General features: G+C 71.5%; 15 protein-coding genes and 2 pseudogenes. 3 read left to right on the forward strand and 14 right to left on the reverse strand.

Annotated features, from left to right (window positions below):
- Positions 1-14: 14 nt before the first annotated feature.
- From ABD973_RS00080 to ABD973_RS00105, 6 genes and pseudogenes are all read right to left on the reverse strand, one after another.
- The gene (locus ABD973_RS00080) at positions 15-1,046 is read right to left on the reverse strand and encodes a hypothetical protein (RefSeq protein WP_345497426.1); all 1,032 of its coding nucleotides are present in this window, start codon (positions 1,044-1,046) and stop codon (positions 15-17) included.
- Positions 1,043-4,264: a hypothetical protein gene (locus ABD973_RS00085; protein WP_345497428.1), complete on the reverse strand. Its 3,222-nt coding sequence runs from the start codon at positions 4,262-4,264 to the stop codon at positions 1,043-1,045. Before ABD973_RS00085 ends, ABD973_RS00080 begins: the two co-directional genes overlap by 4 nt.
- Before the next feature lie 450 nt (positions 4,265-4,714).
- A pseudogene (locus tag ABD973_RS00090) lies at positions 4,715-5,889 on the reverse strand (glutathione-independent formaldehyde dehydrogenase).
- A 410-nt stretch (positions 5,890-6,299) separates the two neighbouring features.
- Positions 6,300-7,274 carry a hypothetical protein gene (locus tag ABD973_RS00095; protein WP_345497430.1) on the reverse strand — a complete coding sequence of 325 codons (975 nt, stop codon included), beginning with the start codon at positions 7,272-7,274 and terminating at the stop codon, positions 6,300-6,302.
- Positions 7,275-7,605: 331 nt separating this feature from the next.
- Complete coding sequence (locus tag ABD973_RS00100) at positions 7,606-8,424, reverse strand: SGNH/GDSL hydrolase family protein (RefSeq protein WP_345497432.1); 819 nt, start codon at positions 8,422-8,424, stop codon at positions 7,606-7,608.
- A 5-nt stretch (positions 8,425-8,429) separates the two neighbouring features.
- Positions 8,430-9,143: a hypothetical protein gene (locus tag ABD973_RS00105; protein ID WP_345497434.1), complete on the reverse strand. Its 714-nt coding sequence runs from the start codon at positions 9,141-9,143 to the stop codon at positions 8,430-8,432.
- 69 nt (positions 9,144-9,212) lie between these two features.
- On the opposite strand from ABD973_RS00105, the gene ABD973_RS00110 reads away from it, so the two are divergent.
- Positions 9,213-9,713, forward strand: coding sequence for a MarR family winged helix-turn-helix transcriptional regulator (locus ABD973_RS00110; protein WP_125823752.1), 501 nt, complete (start codon positions 9,213-9,215; stop codon positions 9,711-9,713).
- 254 nt (positions 9,714-9,967) lie between these two features.
- On the opposite strand, the gene ABD973_RS00115 is transcribed toward ABD973_RS00110, so the two are convergent.
- Positions 9,968-10,318 carry a hypothetical protein gene (locus ABD973_RS00115; protein WP_345497437.1) on the reverse strand — a complete coding sequence of 117 codons (351 nt, stop codon included), beginning with the start codon at positions 10,316-10,318 and terminating at the stop codon, positions 9,968-9,970.
- Between the two features lie 346 nt (positions 10,319-10,664).
- Here ABD973_RS00115 and ABD973_RS00120 point away from each other — a divergent pair, with 346 nt between their 5' ends.
- The gene (locus ABD973_RS00120; RefSeq protein WP_345497438.1) at positions 10,665-12,227 is read left to right on the forward strand and encodes an InlB B-repeat-containing protein; all 1,563 of its coding nucleotides are present in this window, start codon (positions 10,665-10,667) and stop codon (positions 12,225-12,227) included.
- Between the two features lie 163 nt (positions 12,228-12,390).
- Here ABD973_RS00120 and ABD973_RS00125 read toward each other — a convergent pair whose 3' ends face one another.
- Positions 12,391-12,864 carry a hypothetical protein gene (locus tag ABD973_RS00125; protein WP_345497440.1) on the reverse strand — a complete coding sequence of 158 codons (474 nt, stop codon included), beginning with the start codon at positions 12,862-12,864 and terminating at the stop codon, positions 12,391-12,393.
- A 121-nt stretch (positions 12,865-12,985) separates the two neighbouring features.
- On the opposite strand from ABD973_RS00125, the pseudogene ABD973_RS00130 reads away from it, so the two are divergent.
- Positions 12,986-13,135 (forward strand): annotated as a pseudogene (locus tag ABD973_RS00130) (ATP-dependent helicase C-terminal domain-containing protein); the annotation flags it as partial.
- A 42-nt stretch (positions 13,136-13,177) separates the two neighbouring features.
- Here ABD973_RS00130 and ABD973_RS00135 read toward each other — a convergent pair.
- The 6 genes from ABD973_RS00135 to ABD973_RS00160 form a co-directional block, all read right to left on the reverse strand.
- On the reverse strand, positions 13,178-13,828 hold the full coding sequence (locus ABD973_RS00135) for a hypothetical protein (protein ID WP_125823748.1): 651 nt from the start codon (positions 13,826-13,828) through the stop codon (positions 13,178-13,180).
- 113 nt (positions 13,829-13,941) lie between these two features.
- Complete coding sequence (locus ABD973_RS00140; protein WP_345497442.1) at positions 13,942-15,408, reverse strand: IclR family transcriptional regulator domain-containing protein; 1,467 nt, start codon at positions 15,406-15,408, stop codon at positions 13,942-13,944.
- 9 nt (positions 15,409-15,417) lie between these two features.
- Positions 15,418-15,693 carry a hypothetical protein gene (locus ABD973_RS00145; RefSeq protein ID WP_345497444.1) on the reverse strand — a complete coding sequence of 92 codons (276 nt, stop codon included), beginning with the start codon at positions 15,691-15,693 and terminating at the stop codon, positions 15,418-15,420.
- Between the two features lie 612 nt (positions 15,694-16,305).
- Positions 16,306-16,812: a hypothetical protein gene (locus tag ABD973_RS00150; RefSeq protein WP_345497446.1), complete on the reverse strand. Its 507-nt coding sequence runs from the start codon at positions 16,810-16,812 to the stop codon at positions 16,306-16,308.
- Between the two features lie 948 nt (positions 16,813-17,760).
- The gene (locus tag ABD973_RS00155) at positions 17,761-18,579 is read right to left on the reverse strand and encodes a hypothetical protein (RefSeq protein ID WP_345497448.1); all 819 of its coding nucleotides are present in this window, start codon (positions 18,577-18,579) and stop codon (positions 17,761-17,763) included.
- A gap of 269 nt (positions 18,580-18,848) precedes the next feature.
- Entirely contained in the window at positions 18,849-19,676 is an 828-nt protein-coding gene (locus ABD973_RS00160) for an SMI1/KNR4 family protein (RefSeq protein WP_345497450.1), read from the reverse strand.
- Positions 19,677-19,695 lie beyond the last annotated feature (19 nt).

Below are 19,695 nucleotides of genomic sequence, written 5' to 3' on the forward strand. Positions count from 1 at the left end.
GTGCGTGGGCCGGGTCAGGTGAAGGTCGGGCGGAAGGCCCCGTACCACCGCCGTTCGGGGTCGAAGGTGAAGCCGAAGTAGTTCCGGTAGAAGGTGAAGTGCCGCGTGAAGTGGGGGTGGACGCGCATCAGCGGGCGGGGGCCGGCCGGATCGGGTTCCGCGAACGTGCCGATCAGCGCACCGAACGTGGTCCGGCCGGAGGCGACCGCGAGGGCGTGGGCGTAGGAGCCCAGCAGGTGCCTGCGGACGTACTGCCTCAGGGCGCCGAAGGGCAGCTCCACCTTCCGGGGGTCGGTGAACTTCAGCCGCAGCATCAGTTCCAGGTCGGCGACGTTGGCCGGGGTGAGGGTGGAGAAGACCAGGACCTTGTCGTCGGCGAGGCCGGAGGACCGGTAGTCGGGGTGGAGCTCCAGCTTGTGGAGGATCTCGTTGACGTTGGGGGCGGACGCGCACCCCCAGCTCCAGTTGACGGCGTCGGGGTGGTAGGCCGCCCGGAACGCGGCGAGTGCCTGGGGCTCCATGTTCGCCGCCCTGAAGTCCTTCGGCCGGGGGTCCATGTCGTCGGGGTCGCGCAGGTCCGCGCCCAGGAAGCGGGTGCGGGTCGCGGGAGGATCGCCTGGGACGTCGTACTGGCCGTCGTCCCAGCTGTCCACCAGGACCGGTCCTCCGGCGTGGCCGTGGGAGAAGAAGCTCAGCTCCATGAGGGTGCCGGGCTTGCGGAACCCGATCTCCTGCACCGCCGCGTAGACGTCCAGCGCAGACATCACGCCGACCTGACCGTCCTTGAAGGCATTGCCGTCGTAGTGGGCGCGGGTGACCCGTACATGGGTGCGCAGCGCCGCGCGCGTCTCGGTCCGGTTGCCGCCCGGGTAGGTGAAGGTGCGGACGACGTTCTCCCCGTTCCCCACGTCGAGGATCTGGAAGACCAGGTCCTCCTTCGCCTTGTTGGCCGCGAGGTGTTGCTGGACGCGGTTCTCGCAGTACGCCCGGAAGGGCAGGCTCTTGGGCGGCTGCGGGTAGCCGGCCACCAGGATGAAGTGCTTCACAGTCCCGGGGCCTCGACCCACTCGCCGTCGGCGTTCTGCACCCAGCGCGGCAGCCGGTCGTCCGCGCGCAGCCGCACCAGGTTGGTGGGGATGCGTACGGTCCACGGGTCGCCCTGGGGGATCTCGTCACCGGGACGGTCCAGCCGTTCGGCGATCTCGTCGGCGATCGGCAGGTAGAGCGGGCTGGACACGGTGGGCAGGGGGCCGCCCTTCCACAGTTCGCCGAAGTTCATGAAGTGGTCGACGGCGCCTTCGAAACCGAGCCGGGCGGGGACCGTGACCCGGCAGAATCCCGCCTTGAGGAACTGGTTGAACAGCGGGTCGGGGTCGTCGTACGCCAGACGCTCGTCCCACTGGTCCTTGCGGCCCCAGAAGTACGGATACGCCACCCACGTCAGGTGCTCCCACTCGAAGGCCTGCTCGAAGAAGCGGACGTAGGCACCCTCCGCCTCGGCCTCGTCCACATCGATCTGCGGGATCTGTCCGGGCGGGGCGTCGGTGGCGTCGAAGAGGTCGAAGTGCTGCTTGGTCAGGATGCTGACGCAGTTCTTGCGCAGCTCGTGCGCGATCAGCTCCTGGTTGGCCGCCGGGTTGCGGCCCTCGATGGCGACACCGGCCTCCAGGGTCAGCGCGGCGACCTTCTCCTCGTACTCCGCCAGCCGCGCGCTGTACGCGGTCATCAGCTTGGCGTGGGTCTCCGCCCGCCACTTCTCCATCGCGCGCTCGGTCCGACGGCACTTGACCTCGATGGCGACCGCCACCTGGGAGAGGCGGAAGGTGTCGACGGCGACCGGGATCGACCCCGTCTCCCCGTCCAGCATGGTGATCCACACCCAGCTGTCGGCCGGGGCGAACCGGTGGGTCCGGCGGCCCACGGCGACGTCCAGGAAGTGCTTGCCCTCCCAGATGTTGCAGATGTGGGCGACCGAGCCCTGGAACGCCTCGTAGCCCTCGTCGATGGTGATCTGACCGGAGTGGTTGTAGTTGGTCCTGCTGTCGCCGCCGCCCGCCTTGTAGTCGAAGGACTTGGTCAGGTAGCGCTCGGGCGGCGGTACGACGTCCGTCGCCTTGTACTGCTGCACCCAGTAGTGGTAGTTCGTCTCGGTGATCTTGTGGGCCTTGAGGGTGAAGGCGGGCGGCTTGTCCACGTGGACGGCGCTGCCGTGCGCCGACTGAAGGGTGTGGATGAGGAACGCGGCCGGCTCCGGGATCATGAAGTCGAACATGGTCCGCAGCCCGTAGTTGAACATCTGCGCCCGGTAGACCTTGTTCACCCACTGGTAAATGCCGGAGATGTGCCCGGTGCCGGGGCTGTTGTCCAGCGTGTGGGTGTTCTTGTCGGTGACCTCGGTGGTGATCCGCAGACTGGTGCGGGACAGCACCCGTTCGGAGACCCTGCTCGCGCTGCGCTGGGTGACGTCCTGGGAGAAGGTGGACGCCGACTTCGTCGCCTCCTCCTTCGACCGGGAGACCGAGCCCTCGGCGGACGCGGAGAACTCCACCGTCGGACCGTACTTGCCGGTGACCGTCAGCCCGGCCTTGAGCGCCGCGTCCTCCTTGATGACGGCGCTGGTCTCCCGGCTCATCTCGAAGCGGTCGGTCGACTCGAGCTCCCGTTCCTCGGTGGTGATCGTCTCCGTCTCCGTCAGCGTGATCCGCTCGGTCTCCTCCCGCCGGGTGTGCTCGCGGTGCTTGGTCTCGCCCTTGAGGACGTTCTCGATGTGCGCGACGTCGGCGCCCTCGTACCCGATCAGCTGCTGGCGCACCACGAGGAGGTCGGCGATGCCGGACGGCTTCACGCTGCCCCGGGTGGCCGGGATGCGGCCCGCCTCCAGCGGGATGTCGTCGATGGGGTCCAGGTCGCCGATGGTGATCGCGTTCCACACGGACGGCAGGGGGGTGGACGTGGTCACCAGCGTGCCGCCGATCCGCCGTACGCTGCGCGCGACCGGCGTGCCGTACAGCTGCTCCAGCTGTGCGGCCGTACGGTCGGCCTCGTTCTGCAGGAGGGTGACGACGCGGTCCAACGGCTGGGCCGCCACCTCGATGCCGCGAGCGGTGAGCACGGCACGGGTGGCCTCCGACAGGTTCCGCACCGCCGTCGGATCGAGCCGGAAGCTCAGGTCGTGCAGATTGGCCGGGGTGAACCCGGGGCTGCCCGCGAGGAGGTCAGGCCTGGCGCCGAAGACCTGCCCGGCGAGCTGTGCGGCGCCGGAGACGATGGTGGGGTTCTGGGGAGTGGGCTCGGGATCCGCGGCGGCGGCGGGCGGGGGAGGTCCAGTGTGTCCGGACAGGGCGGCCAGGTTGGCCTCCGACAGGCGGGTGTGGAAGTTGATCTGCCGGGTCAGTTCGGCGGGCGGGGTGTGCTCGGTCGGCGGTAGCTCCCGGTCGGACGAGTTCTGCGGGGTGATGTTGAAGTGCTCGCCGCTGAGCTCGGCGAGCTCGGCGATGACCGTGCCCAGCTTCTTGAACTCCGCGAGGAGTTGCTCCGCCCGCTCGCGCCGCGACCGGGCCGCCTCGGCCTGCTTGCGCCGCTGCTCGCGCTCGGCCTCGATGGTCGAGGTGACCGGTTCGAGGCCCGTCGCGCCCGGCAGCCGCAGTGGACGCCGACGGGCCTCCCGCAAGTCCCGCGCGGTCGCGGGGAACGCGGGCTGCGAGACCAGGCGGGCGACGATCTCCAGATGGCGCAGCGCGCGCACGAGGTCCTCCAGCGGCCGGGTGTGCTCGCTGGGCAGGTACTTGATCGCCAGCACGCTGTCCCGCAGGCGCGCCGCGGCCTCCTTGTACGGCGCCCCCTGCACGAGTTCGGCCGGCGCAGCCCCGTACGCCTCCCGCACGGCGGCAGTCACCGTGTCCCGCAGCGTGGGCGGGAAGGGCGCAGCCCCGGCCGACCCGTCGGCCCGCGCCCCGTCGGCCGCCCGCGCCCCGTCGGCGTGCTCCGCCGCTCGGGCGGAGGCGAGGGCCGGCATCCGGTCCAGCGCCGTCACGAACCTCGCCGTCTGCGCGGCCAGCGGAGCCTGCTCGGGCCGGGCGAGGAACAGCGGGCCGGCGACGTACGCGCCCACCACCCGCCGCAGCGCGGCACGTGGTTCGGCCGCCCCCAACGCCGCGGCCAACTCCTGCTGGAAGGGCGTCTGCTGGGCCAACTCGATGCTCGGGTGGTCGGCGTCCTGCGCGACCGGGGGCCGCAGCAGGGAGAGGCGGAAGAGAGGCTCCACAGCGAGGCTCCTGTCGGGTGGCGGTGCACCCCACGGTCCTCCCCCTCGGCACGAACCACCTTGCCCCGAGCCGAAGTTCACTCGCGTGAGTGGCCACACCCAGCGAAGAACCGTTCCGTCCGACGACCGGGAAGCCGACCGACCGGGGCCGGCTGTGATCGATCCGCCTCCCGCGTCCGGTCGACCTGTCCTCCGCGGTTCGGAGGTCCGGCTGCGTGACCTGGCCTACAGCTGCGGGCTCACGGAACGAGCGGCCGGGGCTGCGGGACGCGAACGCCGAGGGACGGGACCGCCGCGGGCGACGAAGACCGGAGCGGCCGCTACGGGGCCGGCCACCCGTTGCTCGTCATCTCCCCTGTGCCACGGCCCGGTCGAGACCGCCCGTGGCCGAGGTCGACGCCGCCTCGACGCCGCTGCCCGGACGATCGGGACTCAGGCCGACGGCCGGTCCTACCGCTTGTGGCCGTTCCCGTGTCCGTCCGGATGCAGGACCACCTTGGTCCAGCCCTCGTGACGGGCGTCGAAGTGCTCGTAGGCGGTGGGGGCCTCGTCCAGGCTGAGCTCGTGGGAGACGACGAAGCTCGGCTTCGCCATTCCGGCGGCGATCAGGTCCCGCAGCGCCCGGTTGTACTTCTTCACAGGCGCCTGTCCCGTGCCCATGCGCTGGCCCTTGAACCACATCATGCCGAAGTCGATCGGGACCTCGCCCTGCGCCTCCAGTTCGCCCTGGGCCTCCGCGCCGCCGGGGTCCTGGGGCAGGAACACGCCCACGACCCCGATGTCGCCGGTGAACCTGACCGAGTCGATCAGGCCGTTGAGCGTGAGGCTGGCGTCCTCGTGGCCCTGGGGGTCGTGGGCCTGGTAGCCGACGCACTCGCAGCCGTTGTCGGCGCCCAGACCGAGGGTGGCCTCCTTGATGACCTCCGCCGGGTTCTGCTCCGCGGTGTTGATCGCGATGGCCCCGATCTCCTCCGCGATGCGCAGCCGGTCGGGCTGGTGGTCGGCCACCCAGACGCGGCCGGCGCCCTTGAGGAGGGCGGAGTAGGCCGCCATGAGGCCGACGGGGCCGGCCCCGAAGACGATGGTCTGGTCGCCCGGCTTGACGTGGGCCATCTCGGTGGCGTGGTAGCCGGTGGGGAAGATGTCGGCCAGCATCACGTAGTCGGTCTGCCGCTCGGCGGCGTCCTCGCCCAGACGCAGCGCGTTGAAGTCGCCGTAGGGCACGCGCAGCAGCTCTGCCTGGCCGCCTTGGTAGGGGCCCATGTCGGCGAACCCGTAGGCGGCTCCCGCGAGGGCGGGTTCCGGCTGCATGGTCAGGCAGTAGTTGGTCAGACCCTGCTCGCACTGCTTGCAGAAGCCGCAGGCGATGTTGAAGGGCAGGACCACGTACTCGCCGACCTGGACCTTGCGGACGGCGGGGCCGACCTGCACGACCTGGCCATGTTCTCGTGTCCCATGGCGCGGCCGGTCTCGGACGAGGTGCGGCCCTCGTACATGTGCAGGTCCGAACCGCAGATGTTGGTGGTGGTGATCTTGACGATGATGTCGCAGGGGTGCTCGATCTTCGCGTCCGGTACGTCCTTCGCCGTGACCGTTCGCGGTCCTTCGTATACCGCTGCCTTCATGACGACTTCCCTTGACGTTGCGGCACGGCGGTGGGGTGGAAGGCACGGAGGACCCGACTCTCGCACGTGCTGCGACGGGGGCCGTGACTCCGGCGCGCCTCTGGGAGCCGTTCAGCTCGGTGAGGGGAACGGTGCTTGCGCGGCCTGCCCGAGCAGCTTCGGCACTCCGGCGGCGTGCCATGCGCGTACCCGTCGGCGCCGAGGAGAAACAGCCGTGCACCGGCCGATCAGCGGCTCGGCTTCGGCCCAGCGATCACCGGTCGCTCCGGGGCCCACGGAACCGGGCACCTCCCGTGGACGGGCTACGGACGGCCTGCCTGTCTGCCCAGGGCATCAACCTGACGGCGGTCTCATCACGATGCCGGCGCACGCGCGGGTCTTCACGGTCGAGGGCCGCGTCCGCCGCCGTGTCAGGTGTCGGTCGGCGTCAGGCCCGGGTAGATGTCGTTCCAGCGGTAGCGGCGACAGCGGAGGTGGAAGTAGACGTAGCCGGCCGCATAACGCTCCACATGTGGGTGCTGGTCGTCGGCGGCCAGGGCCAGGAGGCGGTCACGGGCGGCCAGGCCGCCGGCGAGGGTGCGGCGGGCGACGGCCTGGTAGGGAATGCCTTCGCGCATGCTGATGCGGTAGAGCCTGCTGCCGGCGAAGTCGGTTCCGTCGAGTGCCTCCTTGTAGCAGGACAGCACGTCGTTGAGGTCGTTCAGGAACGTCACGCCGGAAGGCAGTGCCGCCGACCAGAAGGCCCGGTTGCCGCAGGCGTCCAGGCCCGGGTGGGTGAACTGCAGGGAGACGAACCAGAACTGGGAGAAGCCGTTGTAGGCGCGGACGAAGTCGCAGTCCACGCCGTCGGACGCCTCGGGCGTGAACTCGGCCTCCATGAGCACGCCGATGAGGGCGTTGTGGAGGAAGCCCCGGTAGACCGCCAGGAAGGCCGGCTCGCAGAACGGCGCCAGTTGCGCGAACACGTGCCGCAGGTAGCGGCTGGCCGGCCGGGAAGGGGGCCGCTCGGGCAGCAGAGCCTCCTGCAGGACCGCCTCAACCTCGGCCGGCGCGCGACTGCACAGGTCGTCGAGGAAGGTGCCGAACACCCAGATGCGGTCGAGTGCGAAGGCGAGATCCTCATCGGCGACCGGCACCATCAGGCTGCGCATCACGGTGATGGTGCGGATCGTCGCCGGCGGGACGGCGAGCCCGAAGGCCTCGAACTCGGCGGCCAGCAGTCCGGCCCGAGAGCGGGCCCCCTCCTGATCCACCACCGGCTCGTACTCCAGCGCGAACGCCACCAGAGCGTCGAGGAGACCGGAATCCAGCAGGCCGGCCATCATCGCGCGGTGCCGCGGGTCAGGGACCGCACCCAGCCCGTGTCGCTGTCTGCACTGCAGCATGTCGATGCCCGGCGGCCGCGGATGCCGGATCAATCAGTGCGCGGTCAGGCTCACACCCTGTCCTTCCCAAGAGCGCCGGCCGGCACCCCTGCCCCGCCATCCGCCTCCACCACCATGTCGCTCCGGATGATCACACGGCGGACCGCCCGCCACCCGCGGATCCGAACAGACCCACCCCGAAACGGTGAGGGCAAGGCGCAGCGGTTGGCAGCGGGCCGGTCCCGCGTCCACGGAGGCCGGACGGGACGTGGTGTGGTGCAGGAGCACGGACAGGGCTGAACACCCCTCCGACGGACCGACCGGCGTCCGCGGCGTTCGGCCCGCAAGGCGGTCAGGCGGTGTTCTCCTCCCGGTCCGGCGGTGCACCGAGTACTTCGAGCACGGTCGCGGCGACGCGTTGCTGGCCGGCCGGGGTGAGGTGGAGGCCGTCCTCCTCCAGGTGGCCCTGTGCGGCGGCCCGGGTGTCGATCGTGGTTTCGGGCTGTGCGAGCAGGAATTCCGCGACGGTGTCGAGGTCCGTCCCGGCCCAGGTCAGGCCCGCGCGCTGGAAGTGCACGTACTGTGCGACGCGGCCCGGGTCGACACCGGGTGGGGTGAGCCAGATCCAGCGGGCCCCGGTCCGGCGGACCGCCACGTCGCGCAGGGCCAGCAGGGTGCGGTGGGTCTCTGCGGGGGCGACGAGCGGGACTCCGTCCAGTCGCTGGGCGTCGTTGGCCCCCAGCATGCACAACACCCAGTCGGGCTGGTGGAAGGCGAGCTGCGGGAGGTTCGCCAGGGCCTGGGTCGTCGTGCTGCCGGATACGGCCGCGTTGGTGCAGCGGACGCCCTCCGGGAGGAGGTGCCGCAGGATCTCGAACCAGGAAAGCCGGTCGGCGGTGGTGCTCTCCCCGACGGCCACCACGTGCTGGCCCGGCCGGAACGGCAGTCCTGCACGGAGTGCTGTCGCGCCCGGATCGGCCGCGAGTGCGGTGGCGGCTGAACGGTTCCGTTGCTCGAAACCGGCCAGGCGCGTGTGGTAGCCGGTCCGGTCGAGGCCGAACAGGGCGGCGAGCGCGCCCTCGTCGGGGGTGGGGCCGAGGTGTCGCAGAACTCTCTCGGGCTGGTGGAAACGGAGCATCCGTTCCGCCGGATCGGGGGCGGTGTGGGTCATGTCGGTCAGCCCTCCGTGCGGACGCGGCGGCGCGGCAGCAGGAACCCGGCCGCAATCAGCCACAGCAGGCCGGCGAACCGGGCGATGGGCAGCAGCAGGGCGGCGGCTTGGGTCAGCAGGACCAGGGTGGACAGTTCGGCGAGGGCCGCGATCACCAGGCCCGACAGCGCCAGGGCTCGGGGCAGCAGGCCGGCGAGCAGTCCGGGTACGGCGATGCCGGCGATCAGCAGGCCCAGCAGGACGACGTGGGCGGGGCCGCCGAGGCCGAAGGCCAGGTACTGCAGGGCCCGTACGGGTTCGACGCGGCTTGCGACCTCGGGCCGGGACAGCACCCAGGTGACCAGTCCGGAGCAGGCGAGGAAGGCCGAGGCGAGGACCCCTCCGGCGAGGGCGATGGTGGCGCCGGGGGCGCGGACCCCGAGCTTGTGCAGCCGTGCCGAGACGGTCGCGGCGTAGATCGCGAGGGGCACGGAGGCCGCGAACTGCAGGGCCCCGGAGACCTGGACGGCGCCGGTGTGGTCACGGAAGTAGGAGGTCACCGTGTCGGTGGGCCCGAAGGGCGAGGGGAAGGGGTCGCCTCCCGCGAGGAGGGTGCTGAGCACGAGTCCAGCGAGGAAGAGCGCGGTGAAGACCGCGGCGAGGACGCCGGGTGGCGGCCCGGCCTGCGGGTCGCGGCGGTTGTGTGCCCGAGGGGTGACGGTGTCCGGGTTCGCGGTCACAGCAGAGTCCATTCTTTGAGCTGAATCGTTCAGTGCAGTGAATCATTGCCTGTGGCTTACGATAGGCGGGTGGACACTCCCCCGCAACCGCCTACGACGGACCCCGCCCCGGCCACCGGGCCGCGCGGAGCCGCGTTCCTCCTCGCCCAGATCGGCGCACACGCTGCCTCGCGCTTCGCCGAACGCGTCGGCCACCTGGGGCTGGTGCCGGCGGACGTCGGGCTGCTCCGCATGATCGCCACGCGGCCGGGGCGCAGTCAGCGGGCCCTCGCCGAGGACCTGGGCGTCGTGCCGAGCCGCGTCGTCACGCTGATCGACAATCTGGAGGGCAAGGACCTCGTCGAACGGCGGCGCAGCGCCGAAGACCGCCGCAACTACGAGCTCCACCTCACGGCGGAGGGCACACGCACCCTCGGCGCGGTCTCCCGTGCCGCCGCGGCCCACGAGGACGCCCTGCTCGCCGCCCTCGACCCGCAGCAGCGCACGTACCTCTCCGACCTCCTCGCACGCGTCGCCACCGAGCAGGGTCTGACACCTGGGGTCCACCCCGGCTACCGCAACCGCGGCTGAGAGCCGCTCGGGCCTCAAAGCCTCCTGCGTGTACCCGTCGCGTGCGGGCAGCGGCGGCCTCGGAGGGGTGACCTGCGGCTTCGAACGCGCGGTGGTTCATTGCCCTGCTCTCACGCCCCTCGGGGAGCCATGCACTCCCGACTGCTGCTGCTCCTACCGGCAGGCCGGAACCCAGCCCTGTGCGTGCCCGAACCATCGCGAAGACGCCTCATGGGCGGGCGCACCGCGCGCGGACGGTGCGCGATCGCGTGGGCTCATCTGCCGAACATGAAGAAGCGGGCGGGGACGAACATATCGTGGCCCGTGGTGAAGCGGACGCGGACTCCGTCCTGCGTCCATGTCGTGGACTCGATGCCCTTCTCCGCCACGGTGGTGTCGACGTCCAGCCAGTGTCCGTAGGCGGCACCGGTGTACCGGCCGGCCACGATCCGGTAGGTGTCCCGACCGGACGGGGTGTGCCGGTGGACCAGTTCCAGGTAGTGCTGTGCCGCGTCGGCGTAGACCACCGAGGAGGGCGCGGTGCTGCGGTACGTCACCTCGGTGCGGGGCCACCACACCACGGTCAGGAACACGGCGGTGAGCACAACACCCGCGACGACGCCCAACAGGACCAGGACGACCCCGGCCGGCCGGCGGGTCCGACCCCTGCGCTCGTCGGTGAACGTGTCGATGGTGCCCTCCAGGCCGTCGTCGCTCCGCGAAGGAGGACGCGAATCCGGCCCGCCCGGTTGAGCCGGCGGCGCGGTAAGGGCCCGGCGGCGGCCTTGTCGAGGATCCCGTAGGCCGAACGGTGGGGCTGCTCGGATCGGCTCCCTGCCGGAGGCCGGCGGGGGGACCGTAGCTGCCGTCGGGTCGTGCGCCCGGTGCAGGGCGTGCCGGTCGGGTGACCTCGCCCTTCCGAGCGGGCATGTTTCAGGCATATTCGATGGCGCCTGTGGCTTCGTGTGCGGCATGACTCCTCTCCGCCGCCCCCGCTGGTCCCGTCTGCTCCTGCTCTGCGTAACCGCCATGGCCGCACTGCCCCTGGCGAGCGCCTCCGCCACCGGTGTCTCCGCCGCCCCGTCCGTCACCCGGGCCCCGTCGCCCTCGGACGGCGACGGGCCGGAGGTGCTCCGTGACCGCATCGTCCCGCTCGCACTCGACGACTTCCGGACGTTGTGCACCGCAGCCCCGTTCGGCGCGCCGCGCGAATGGACCTTCGGCTTCTTCGACAACGCCCGCCTCACCGCCGTCGAGGACGGCATCGACGACGACGGGGGCACCCGCACCTGGTCCGGCCACGTCAAGGGCAGGCCGGACACCAGCGTCATCGTCTCCCTGCGCGGTGTCTGCTCCACCGGCAGCACGCAGCCCGAAGGGACCGTCGTCGAGGTCGTCGCCGACCTCGGGGAGCACGTGTACCACCTGGAGACCCTGCCCGGCCGCCCCCTGCGTGCCCGCATCACCGAGGAAGACCCGGCCAAGCAGCCGCACCACGCTCCCGACGAGCTGGCGGTGAGTCCGTCAGCGCGCACCGCGCCCCGCCACTCCCTCGCCGGACGGGCAGCGGCCACCTCGCAGGACCCGGCCGTCATCGACGTCATCGCCGGATACACCCCGCTGGCCGTCCAACGGGCAGGCAGCGCGCAGCAGGTCGTCAACACCATCCACTGGGCCGAACGCAAGATGAACGAGGCCCTCGCCGACAGCGGTGTCCCGGCCAGCATCGACATCATCGGCACCTACAACACCGGCTACACCGGCAACAACACCTCCTCGGTGATGTGGAGCAAGCTGAGCAACCCGAACGACTACGAGCTGGGCAACACCGCCGCAGATCTGCGCCGCCGCTACAGCGTCGACCTGATCACCGTCGTCAACAGCGTTCCGGGCCAGTCCTCCGGACAGGGCAGCCTCCCGGTGCGCGGCAACTTCCACGACAGCCTCGCCTTCTCGGTCGTCGACTACGACTCGCTCACCGGCTGGTACAACCTCGGTCACGAGATCGGCCACAACCTCGGCCTCTTCCACGACCGGCGGACCCTCTCCCAGCAGGTCCCCGACGGCAGCTGGGTCAACGACCTCAACACCCCGTACGGGACGGGCTGGATCACGTCCGACGAGGAGCACACCTCCCTCATGGCGTACGCCAGTTCCTGCCGCCAGCCGTGCCGCACGGAGAACCTGTACTCCGACCCCGGGCTGAGCATCTACGGCCAGTCGCTGGGCAACGAGAGCAACGACAACGCCAGGCTCGCCCGCCTCACCACTCCCATCGTGGCCGGCTACCGCGCCCTCACCGTGCCCCGGACCCGCTACGCCCTCACTCTGGAGAGCTCCGACGGCGGCAGCGTCCGTCCTGCCGTCTACGGCCCCTACAAGCCGGGCACGGTCGTCGCCGTCACCGCGACCCCGGCCGCCGGCCACCGCCTGGCGGCCTGGATCTACGACGGTCGCCAGTACGGACCGACCGAGCAGGTCAACGTGACCATGGACGCCGCCCACACCCTCAGGGCGGTCTTCATCGAGGCCTGAGGCCGGGGGCCGGGGGCAGGGGTGCAGTGGTCGCAGGACCAGCCGCCCACACCCTCCCCCCTGGTCGCACGGCACGGCACGGCAGCGGGGCGGGCGCGGCCGGTCACCGGCGCCCGGGACCCGTCCGGACCGACGTACCACGCCTCTCCCGACGGACTCGGGACTATTCGAAGGTCGTGGTGCAGACGACGATGATCGCGATGAGAGCGATGAGAGCGACGAGAAAGATAGTCCTGGACGTGCGGCCGGTGAGGGCTCGGTACCGTCTCGCGTAGCGGGCCGCGGGCCGGGCGATGTGCGCTTCCACCAGCGGGTCGGCCACCCGAGCACCGCCGTGCTGTTCGTTCATGACATCTCGCAGGAGCGTCACTTCCCGCCGGAAGCCCTCGTCGCCGAGTTCCTTGGCGCTCAGGTAGGGCAGCAGGAACCGTCGGCCGTCAACGCGATAGGCGTAGGCGACGTCCTGCGGCCTGTGCGGGCCCACGGCGGCGGCAGGGGGCGTGACCTGGCGGATGTCGTGGAGGTCGGCCCAGACCAGACGCTTCGTCCTCAGCCCGGACCGCCAGGAGACGCCGTACTGGTCGGCGGACGTGAAGCCCCGCGGCGATAGCGTCACAGCGAACAGGTAGCCGGCCACGCTGACAACGGTGACCGACAGCTGAAACGGCAAGGGTTCCCCTTCCGATGGATCCAGCGGCCCCATCCGGACGCCCTGACCGCCTCCGGACAGAGACACGGCCCTCGGCGTGCTGTCCGGGCTTCCCCCGGCTGGGCACCCGGCCGCCGTCACCGGCGACCTCGCGTCATGCTGGCGCGAGGGCTATCGCGCCGTGCGGGCCGGGCTCCGCTGCCGCTACCCCCGCCACCCGTGGCCGGAGGAACCGGCCGCGGCCGAGTCGACCCGGCGGCTCAAGCACGCCCAGCCGGGGAGCGCTGCGGGCGGCCCGGGGTCAGCCGCCACCCGAGCCGACCGAGGCCGAACCTCCCGATGTCCAGCCGGAGTTGGGCAGCGGCCGATCGCGCGTGCTGCGCTCGGTGCGCAGATACACCACGACCCCCGCCGGGCCGAGCAGGTCCTTCAGCGCGTCCGCGAGCCGCTGCGGGTCACCGCCGAACGGGAGCTCGAGCCTCTCCCGGACGTCCCGCAGGACGAGTTCCAGCGCGAGCGTGGAGACGGCCGGCTTGTGGTCCCCCTGGTACGGCTCCACCACCTTGTGCGTCAGCCGCACCTGGCGCAGGGTCGTGACGGGCAGCCAGTCGTCCGGCCCGGCGCCCCTGACCAACCGCAAGGACGCGGGCACCCGGGCCGGCGCGAACTCCACCCGCAGGATCTCCCGGGCCCGGGAAGAGGCCGCCGCCAGCCAGCCGATCAGGTACTCCAGCCCGACGATCACCCCCACCACCACGAACACGGTCGACGCCCGCGCCCCGGCGAGCGCCATCCCGAAGGCGACGAGCAGGGTCAGCACGCCCAGAGCGAGCGGAATGAACAACGCCGGCCCCGCCGAGGTCAGCACGTTCCACGTCCGCCCGGCCGGCCCGACGCGCAGGACCAGATCCGTCGAGTCGGGGCCTTGTCTCAGCAAGGGATCGGTGGCCATGCCTCCAGCGTAGGACGGGTCCGCAAGAGCGCCTTGTGTGAAGCTCAGGAACGCCTTGCCCTCCCCCGAGCCCGCGGGCCAGGGCACGGCAGGACAGGTGACGGCGGGGGTCGTCATCGGTCAGCGGTCACGGGCCGGTCGGCTGCCCGGGCCGACCGGTGACGTGCAGCCGGGGGTGGGGAGCTGAGGAGGGCGGCGAGCAGGAGGTCGGGGACGAGTTCCGGGAGGCGCTGGGCGGCGGTGAGGAGGCGGGGGTGCTGTCGGGCCGGCAGGGACAGCGCGAGGCTGGAGACCTGGCCGGGGACGCCGAGGGGTACGGCAGCGCAGACCACCTCGACGGAGTACTCGAGCAGGCTGAACCGAGCGCCGTGCGGCCCGCCTTGGTCAAGGTCCGCGAAGAGCGCGAAGGGGTCGGTGATGGTGCGCGCGGTGAGGCTTGTCGCGGGATGGCGGGCGAGGTGGTCCATGCGGGAGGCGTTGTCGAGCTGGGCGAGGAGGCTCTTGCCGATGGCGCTGGCGTGAGCCGCAGCCCTGAAGTCCACCCACTCCTGCGCCGGCGGTGCCGACTCGCTGGACGCACAGTGGACCACACGGACATCGCCGTCCGTGTAGTCGTTCAGGTAGACCGCGGCGCCGACATCGTCGCGGAAGAGGGCAAGGGCCCGGTGGAGCAGCCGGTCCCCGGAACGGTCCGGCAGCTCCAGCGCCGGCCCCGGGAAGTGAACACCCGCGCGGGTCGCGACCAGTTCCTGACGGCGGAGCCATTGCAGCAGCCGCGCGGTGGGATCCACGGGCAGCCCGGCCCGGCGGGCCAGTGAGCGGGTGTCGACGCCACTCGCGCCGACGACCAGTGCTACGAGATCGCCGGCTCGCCGGACCGCTTCCCACGACGCCGGTACCGCCGCGACGGGGCGGTGGTGGAGCATGTTCGTGCCGCGCCTCGTGATGCGTGGCAGGCAGGCAGCCGCGTACGTCCTGGACGCGGCATGGCTGCCGTACGGGGCTGACGGGTGAACGGGGCACGGCCGTCTCACCCGGCTCCACGCGTCGAGCCATGGCTGCTGGTGCACCTGTGCCACGTCGCAGCCGAGCAGGAAGGCAGCCATCTGCCCCGGGCTGACCGGAAGCTTCTGGCGGCGGAGGATGCCCCAGATGCTGCTGGGGGCGAGCCATACCCCTCCGCTCTTGCGCTGCATCTGCCGGTAGGGCGGGGATCCGGCGTTCCGGTGAAGCGACACCAGTGCACCGTTGAGTTCGCGCTGTGTGAAGAGCCGAGCGGGCTCGATCACCTCACGGGTGGGAACGCCCGACGGTTTCTCGCAGGCCCGCCGGCGCAGAGCCGTCGCCGCCGCGACATCCTCCTGCGTGGCCCCGCAGGCGGTGAGGAACCCCGTGACGGTCGCCAGGGTGGGGACCCTCCTGCCGGCGGCGGCCCGCTGGAGCGTGGCTGCGGAGATGCCGGTCCGGTGCGCCAGCTCCCTGTAGGTCAGAGCGGCCCTGCCACGGGCTCTCCGCAGCAGGACGGCCAGCGCGGAGCGGTCGGGATCGGTCCGGTCCACCGGACTCTCGGGTCGTCCCACTGCCGGACCTCACTGGCTGATGCGCAGGACAGCCGAGGCCAGGCCCGCTGCGATCCGGCGGCCCCCGCCGACGACGACGATCTGTGCGAAGCCGAGGGCCGCGCACGCTGCCAGAAGGGGGATGATCCGCGAGATCGGCATGCCGGCCAGGGCCAGTACCGTCCCCAGGACGGGGAACGTGACCGGAGCGGCAACGTACGGCGGGGACAGGCGGTGCGGTCCGGGTTCCTGGCGGCCGGTGGCGGGCCGGTCGCCGGGTGGGGGCGTGATGGCGTCGATCGGCATGGGGGCTCTCCTCTACTTGTCTACTTGCACGCGGACGCACGTCCGCCTTGATTCCTGGCTGCAAAGGGGTTACCGAGAGGGGAAGTTGGCGCTTCCCGGGCCGCACGGTACCGAACCTCGGCGGGGCGCCGGGCCGCAGATCGGGAAGGCGTTTGCGCTGCTCGGATTGGCTCACGTGCGTTCGCGGGGCCTCGGCGGCACCGCAGTCCGAGGTACGGATGGGGCCGTGCGGTTCACCGGCCCCGCGTACGCGGCCGCTACCAGGCACGATCCGCTGTGGCGCCCCGGCGAAGGACCCGGCAGCCGTCCGCGCGCCGCCTGTCACGGGCCCGTGCGCGTTTTTGACTCACGGGCGTTCGGACCGGGTTGAGATCTGGGCCGGGACGAGGGAGGCTGTCGAAGCTGGTTGCCGAGGCAACCTTCGATCCCTCTGCCTGCTACTGGCTGCAACCCGTACGGAACAGGGACTCGGGCAGTGACCATGTTGGCGCGTGGCCTGCCGGTCGAAGCGGTCGTCCCGGGTACCCGGGGCGGCTGCTTCGTACCGTCTTCCCTCACGCCAGGGGCTGGGGGCGGCCGGGGCGTCTCGGTTCCCGACCGGTCTCGGAGGCCTCAGGAACGGGGTGCGTGGGGCCTGTCCACCGGCACCGTGCGCGCGTTGTCGATGTACAGGTGCAGGTATCCGTCGTCCGGGCACCTCAGGCCCACCGAGAGGCTGCGGATGCGCTGGTCGTCGGTGAGGGTGAACGAGATGGCCGTCTCGAACACCCCATGACCCTGGGGGCACCGGCAGACCTCCTCCGGCAGGATGCGCGGTCCGGGCGTGGACGGCGGGAGCGGGGTGTACGAGGATTCCAGCCTCCACGGATGCTGTCCGGGGAAGCCGTCCTCCCAGCCGTCGGACACGCCCAGGGGCAGGCAGCAGCCGTAACAGAAGCACTCCCTCGCCACTACCTCGAACTCCTGCGCCCCGCACCAGCGGCACACCACGAACACGGTCTCGGCCGCCCCTGCATCACCCTCGGACTGCTCGGCGGCACGGCTCACCGTGCGCAGCAGGGCTCTGCCCCCCTCCGCCTCGTCCGTAGGCCCCGCTGTCCATATGCCTTCGCTCCCCATACGCGGATCCTCGCACGGCCGACGCGTAGTGCTGTGGCGGTGTGGGCACAGGCGCGCGGCGCAGGGGGGACGCGGCGAGGGTGACGCCCGGGCCGATCGTCAACATGAGGCCCTCCTGAAGGCCGGATCGGCGCTCTGCCGGCGGAGCCAGGCGGTGAGGGGGCCGGGCCTTGAGGATCGCGTACGGGGCCGCGGCCGTGGAGGTGAAGCCATGTGCCCGGTGGTCCGATCACGGGGTGCGATCACGTGGGACTTGAGCGTCGATTCCACGGTCTGCCGCGCCCACCAGCACGCGGCCAGGCCCCGAAGTGGGGTGACCGGCAGAACGAACCGCCGGGTGGTTTGTTCACCGAACCGGTCGATCACGGGCTGGGACGGTCGCGCGGGGGGGCATCGCCAAAGCTACACCTGGCGGTTGAGCAGGGTTAGAAGCCAATGTCCATCATGGTGACGGCTGGGCAGCGCGGCGACTCCCCCAGTTCAAGGAGGCGCGGGAGAGGCCCGCCCCGCCAGCTGACAGGCGGCCCCGGCCACGGCCACGGGCAGAGCGCGGCGGCGGACTGCGCGGATGAGGCGTCCAGCTCGTGGCCGGGCGGCGACGGCGGGTGCGGGGCGGACTTCCTGATGTGGCTGGGCTGGCGCAACGCCCACGGCCACCCGGGCCTGGGCCACCTGCACCGCGAGTTGGAAGGCCTGTGCCCGAGAGCCCGGACACTACCCACCGTGTCCTCAATGTCGCGAGCTACCCTCCTGACAGCGCCGGCACTCGGCCACGCGCAGGCAGTCATCGGGAGCGGTCATGCCAACTGAAGGCCCCGGCAAGACAGCAGCGTGGGGGAAGGTCCTCGCTGGGTTCAGTCTCCTGGTCCTTATGCCCTTGGTGATCTGGTTCATGATCTCCTTCCAGGGGTCTGGCGCATTTCCATGGTGAGGGCGCCGCCACAGGGTTCAGCCGATGCTGATCGTCGTGTACGTCTCTCCCGGGCCGGGTGGGCGGTTCCAGGAGAGCGACTCGAAGGTGTGCAGCCGGCCCTCGGTGAGGGCCAGGCGGGGCACGGTGACGCCGTGGAGGCCGGCGATGGCGTCCAGGGCGCGGGCTGCCGCCGCGGCTTGGCCGTCCCCGGCGGGGGCAGCGAACCCGGGGGTGGTCGAGGTCAGTTCGGCAGGTACGTCGCCGACGGTGGCTTCGAGCGTCCCGGCTCGCACGGTGAACGCGTAGCGCAGGGTGCCACCCTCGGCGGCCGACACGTGGAAGACCGGGATGTCCTGGCGCCACTCGGCCCAGGTCACGATCGCCCACCCGCCGCCGGACGAGGCTGCCGGCGCGGGAGAGACGAAGCGCGCGGTGTCGAATCCTGCGTAAGGGTCCTGTTCGAGGGCGAAACTCCAGCCCGGTCCGGCCCGTCCGACGCTGAGAAGCGCCTTGTCGTCGTAGCTGGAGAAGACCTGCCGGCCGGCTCGGTGGTGCCGGGTGACATCCCACTGCCGCAGGGGCGGGGAGAGCACCGTGCCGGGCGACGAGCCGAGCAGCGCGGGCAGCTCGTCCGGGGCTACTCCTTCGACGAGGATCATCCGGTAGTCGCTGACCGATGTCTGCCAGGGGCGCAGCCCGCCGGGGCGGACGAGCCAGGACAGGCCGTCGGGGTTCCGGTCGCCGGCGGGAACCGGGGCCGGGCCGCTCTCGCCGCCGCGCGGGGTCCGCAGGAGTTCCAGGCGCCGTTCTGCGGTCAGTACCGGGGCGAGCAGCGGGTCGGCGAGCAGACCCACCGGCGCGATGTGGCCCGGGCCGAGCGGCTCCCACAACGGGATCGCGGCACGCAGAATGTGCCAGGCGGCATCAGTGTCGCCCCAACGGGCCTGCTCACGAGCCTCGTTGACGGCCTTGCCGAACGCTCCGCCGGGCCGGTAGCGGTACGTCCCCTCGCGTATGGCGCGCTGGATGTCGGCCGCGGCCTGCGCGGTGTCGGGGAAGATCTTGGGGTCGGAGTAGTGCCAGTCCTCGGCGGGCCGGCCGCTGTTGAGCAGATCGGCGGCCGTCAGCGGGAGCTGTTCGCTGAGGAAGCGTGGGTTGTCGGGGTGCGGCTGCTGGGTCCCGTACCCCCGCGTGCCGTCCAGTTGCGCGATCTGCTCCAGGAGTTCGTGTGCGTACGCCGGCCGTACTTGTGCGCTTCCGCCAGCAGGGCGGCCGCCTCTTCGTACCGGCCGCGTAGTGCCGCGGTCCGGGCCCGGGACACGGCGGCGTCCTGGGCCCGGGTCGTGTCGTTGACGAAGGTGGGGCCGTCCTCCCCGTCCCGGCCGGGCGCGAGCGTGTGGAATTCCTGGTGCATGGCGATCATGAACGCCGCGAACGACGGATACCGCTCGGGGTCGGCCGCCCGCCAGGACGCCCACACACGCACCGCCCACTCGCCGTCCGGCCCCACGTCCTCCGGGTCGAGCAGTACGAAGGTGATGTCCGACTCGACGTCCAGTTGCAGTGCCCGGGACCACAGCCCCACCTGAGCCCGTACCTCCTCAGGGTTGTCCTCCTCGCCCCAGACCGCGTCGAAGTCCTCGCCGAGGCCCATCGCATCGTTGTGCCAGTGCGCCTCACGGGTGCCGGCCAGTCTCCAGACGAAGGCGCCGGCGTGCCGCCAGCCGTCGCTGACCCGCAGGAACTCCCGGTAGGAGGGCGGCATCGTCCGGCCGAGCCGGTCCTCCATCGCGGCGATGTCCGCCTCGGTGGCCGGATCGGCGCCGAGCCACCTGCCCCGCCATGCCTCGATGTCGTCGGGGCTCAGCTCATCGCCGTCCCCGTGCGCGTCCGCCCATTCCTCGCTCCAACGGGCCAGGAAGTTCGGCCAGTCGGCATGTTCGATCTCCATGCCGGGGATTCTCGCAGCG

Source organism: Streptomyces racemochromogenes (assembly GCF_039535215.1).
Taxonomy (GTDB): domain Bacteria; phylum Actinomycetota; class Actinomycetes; order Streptomycetales; family Streptomycetaceae; genus Streptomyces; species Streptomyces racemochromogenes.

Excerpts from the sequence above, each read along its gene's own strand:
- ABD973_RS00095 (WP_345497430.1), bottom strand. The coding sequence starts at position 7,274 with ATGCTGCAGTGCAGACAGCGACACGGGCTGGGTGCGGTCCCTGACCCG.
- ABD973_RS00100 (WP_345497432.1), bottom strand. The coding sequence starts at position 8,424 with ATGACCCACACCGCCCCCGATCCGGCGGAACGGATGCTCCGTTTCCAC.
- ABD973_RS00120 (WP_345497438.1), top strand. The coding sequence starts at position 10,665 with ATGACTCCTCTCCGCCGCCCCCGCTGGTCCCGTCTGCTCCTGCTCTGC.
- ABD973_RS00135 (WP_125823748.1), bottom strand. The coding sequence starts at position 13,828 with ATGGCCACCGATCCCTTGCTGAGACAAGGCCCCGACTCGACGGATCTG.
- ABD973_RS00145 (WP_345497444.1), bottom strand. The coding sequence starts at position 15,693 with ATGCCGATCGACGCCATCACGCCCCCACCCGGCGACCGGCCCGCCACC.
- ABD973_RS00150 (WP_345497446.1), bottom strand. The coding sequence starts at position 16,812 with ATGGGGAGCGAAGGCATATGGACAGCGGGGCCTACGGACGAGGCGGAG.
- ABD973_RS00160 (WP_345497450.1), bottom strand. The coding sequence starts at position 19,676 with ATGGAGATCGAACATGCCGACTGGCCGAACTTCCTGGCCCGTTGGAGC.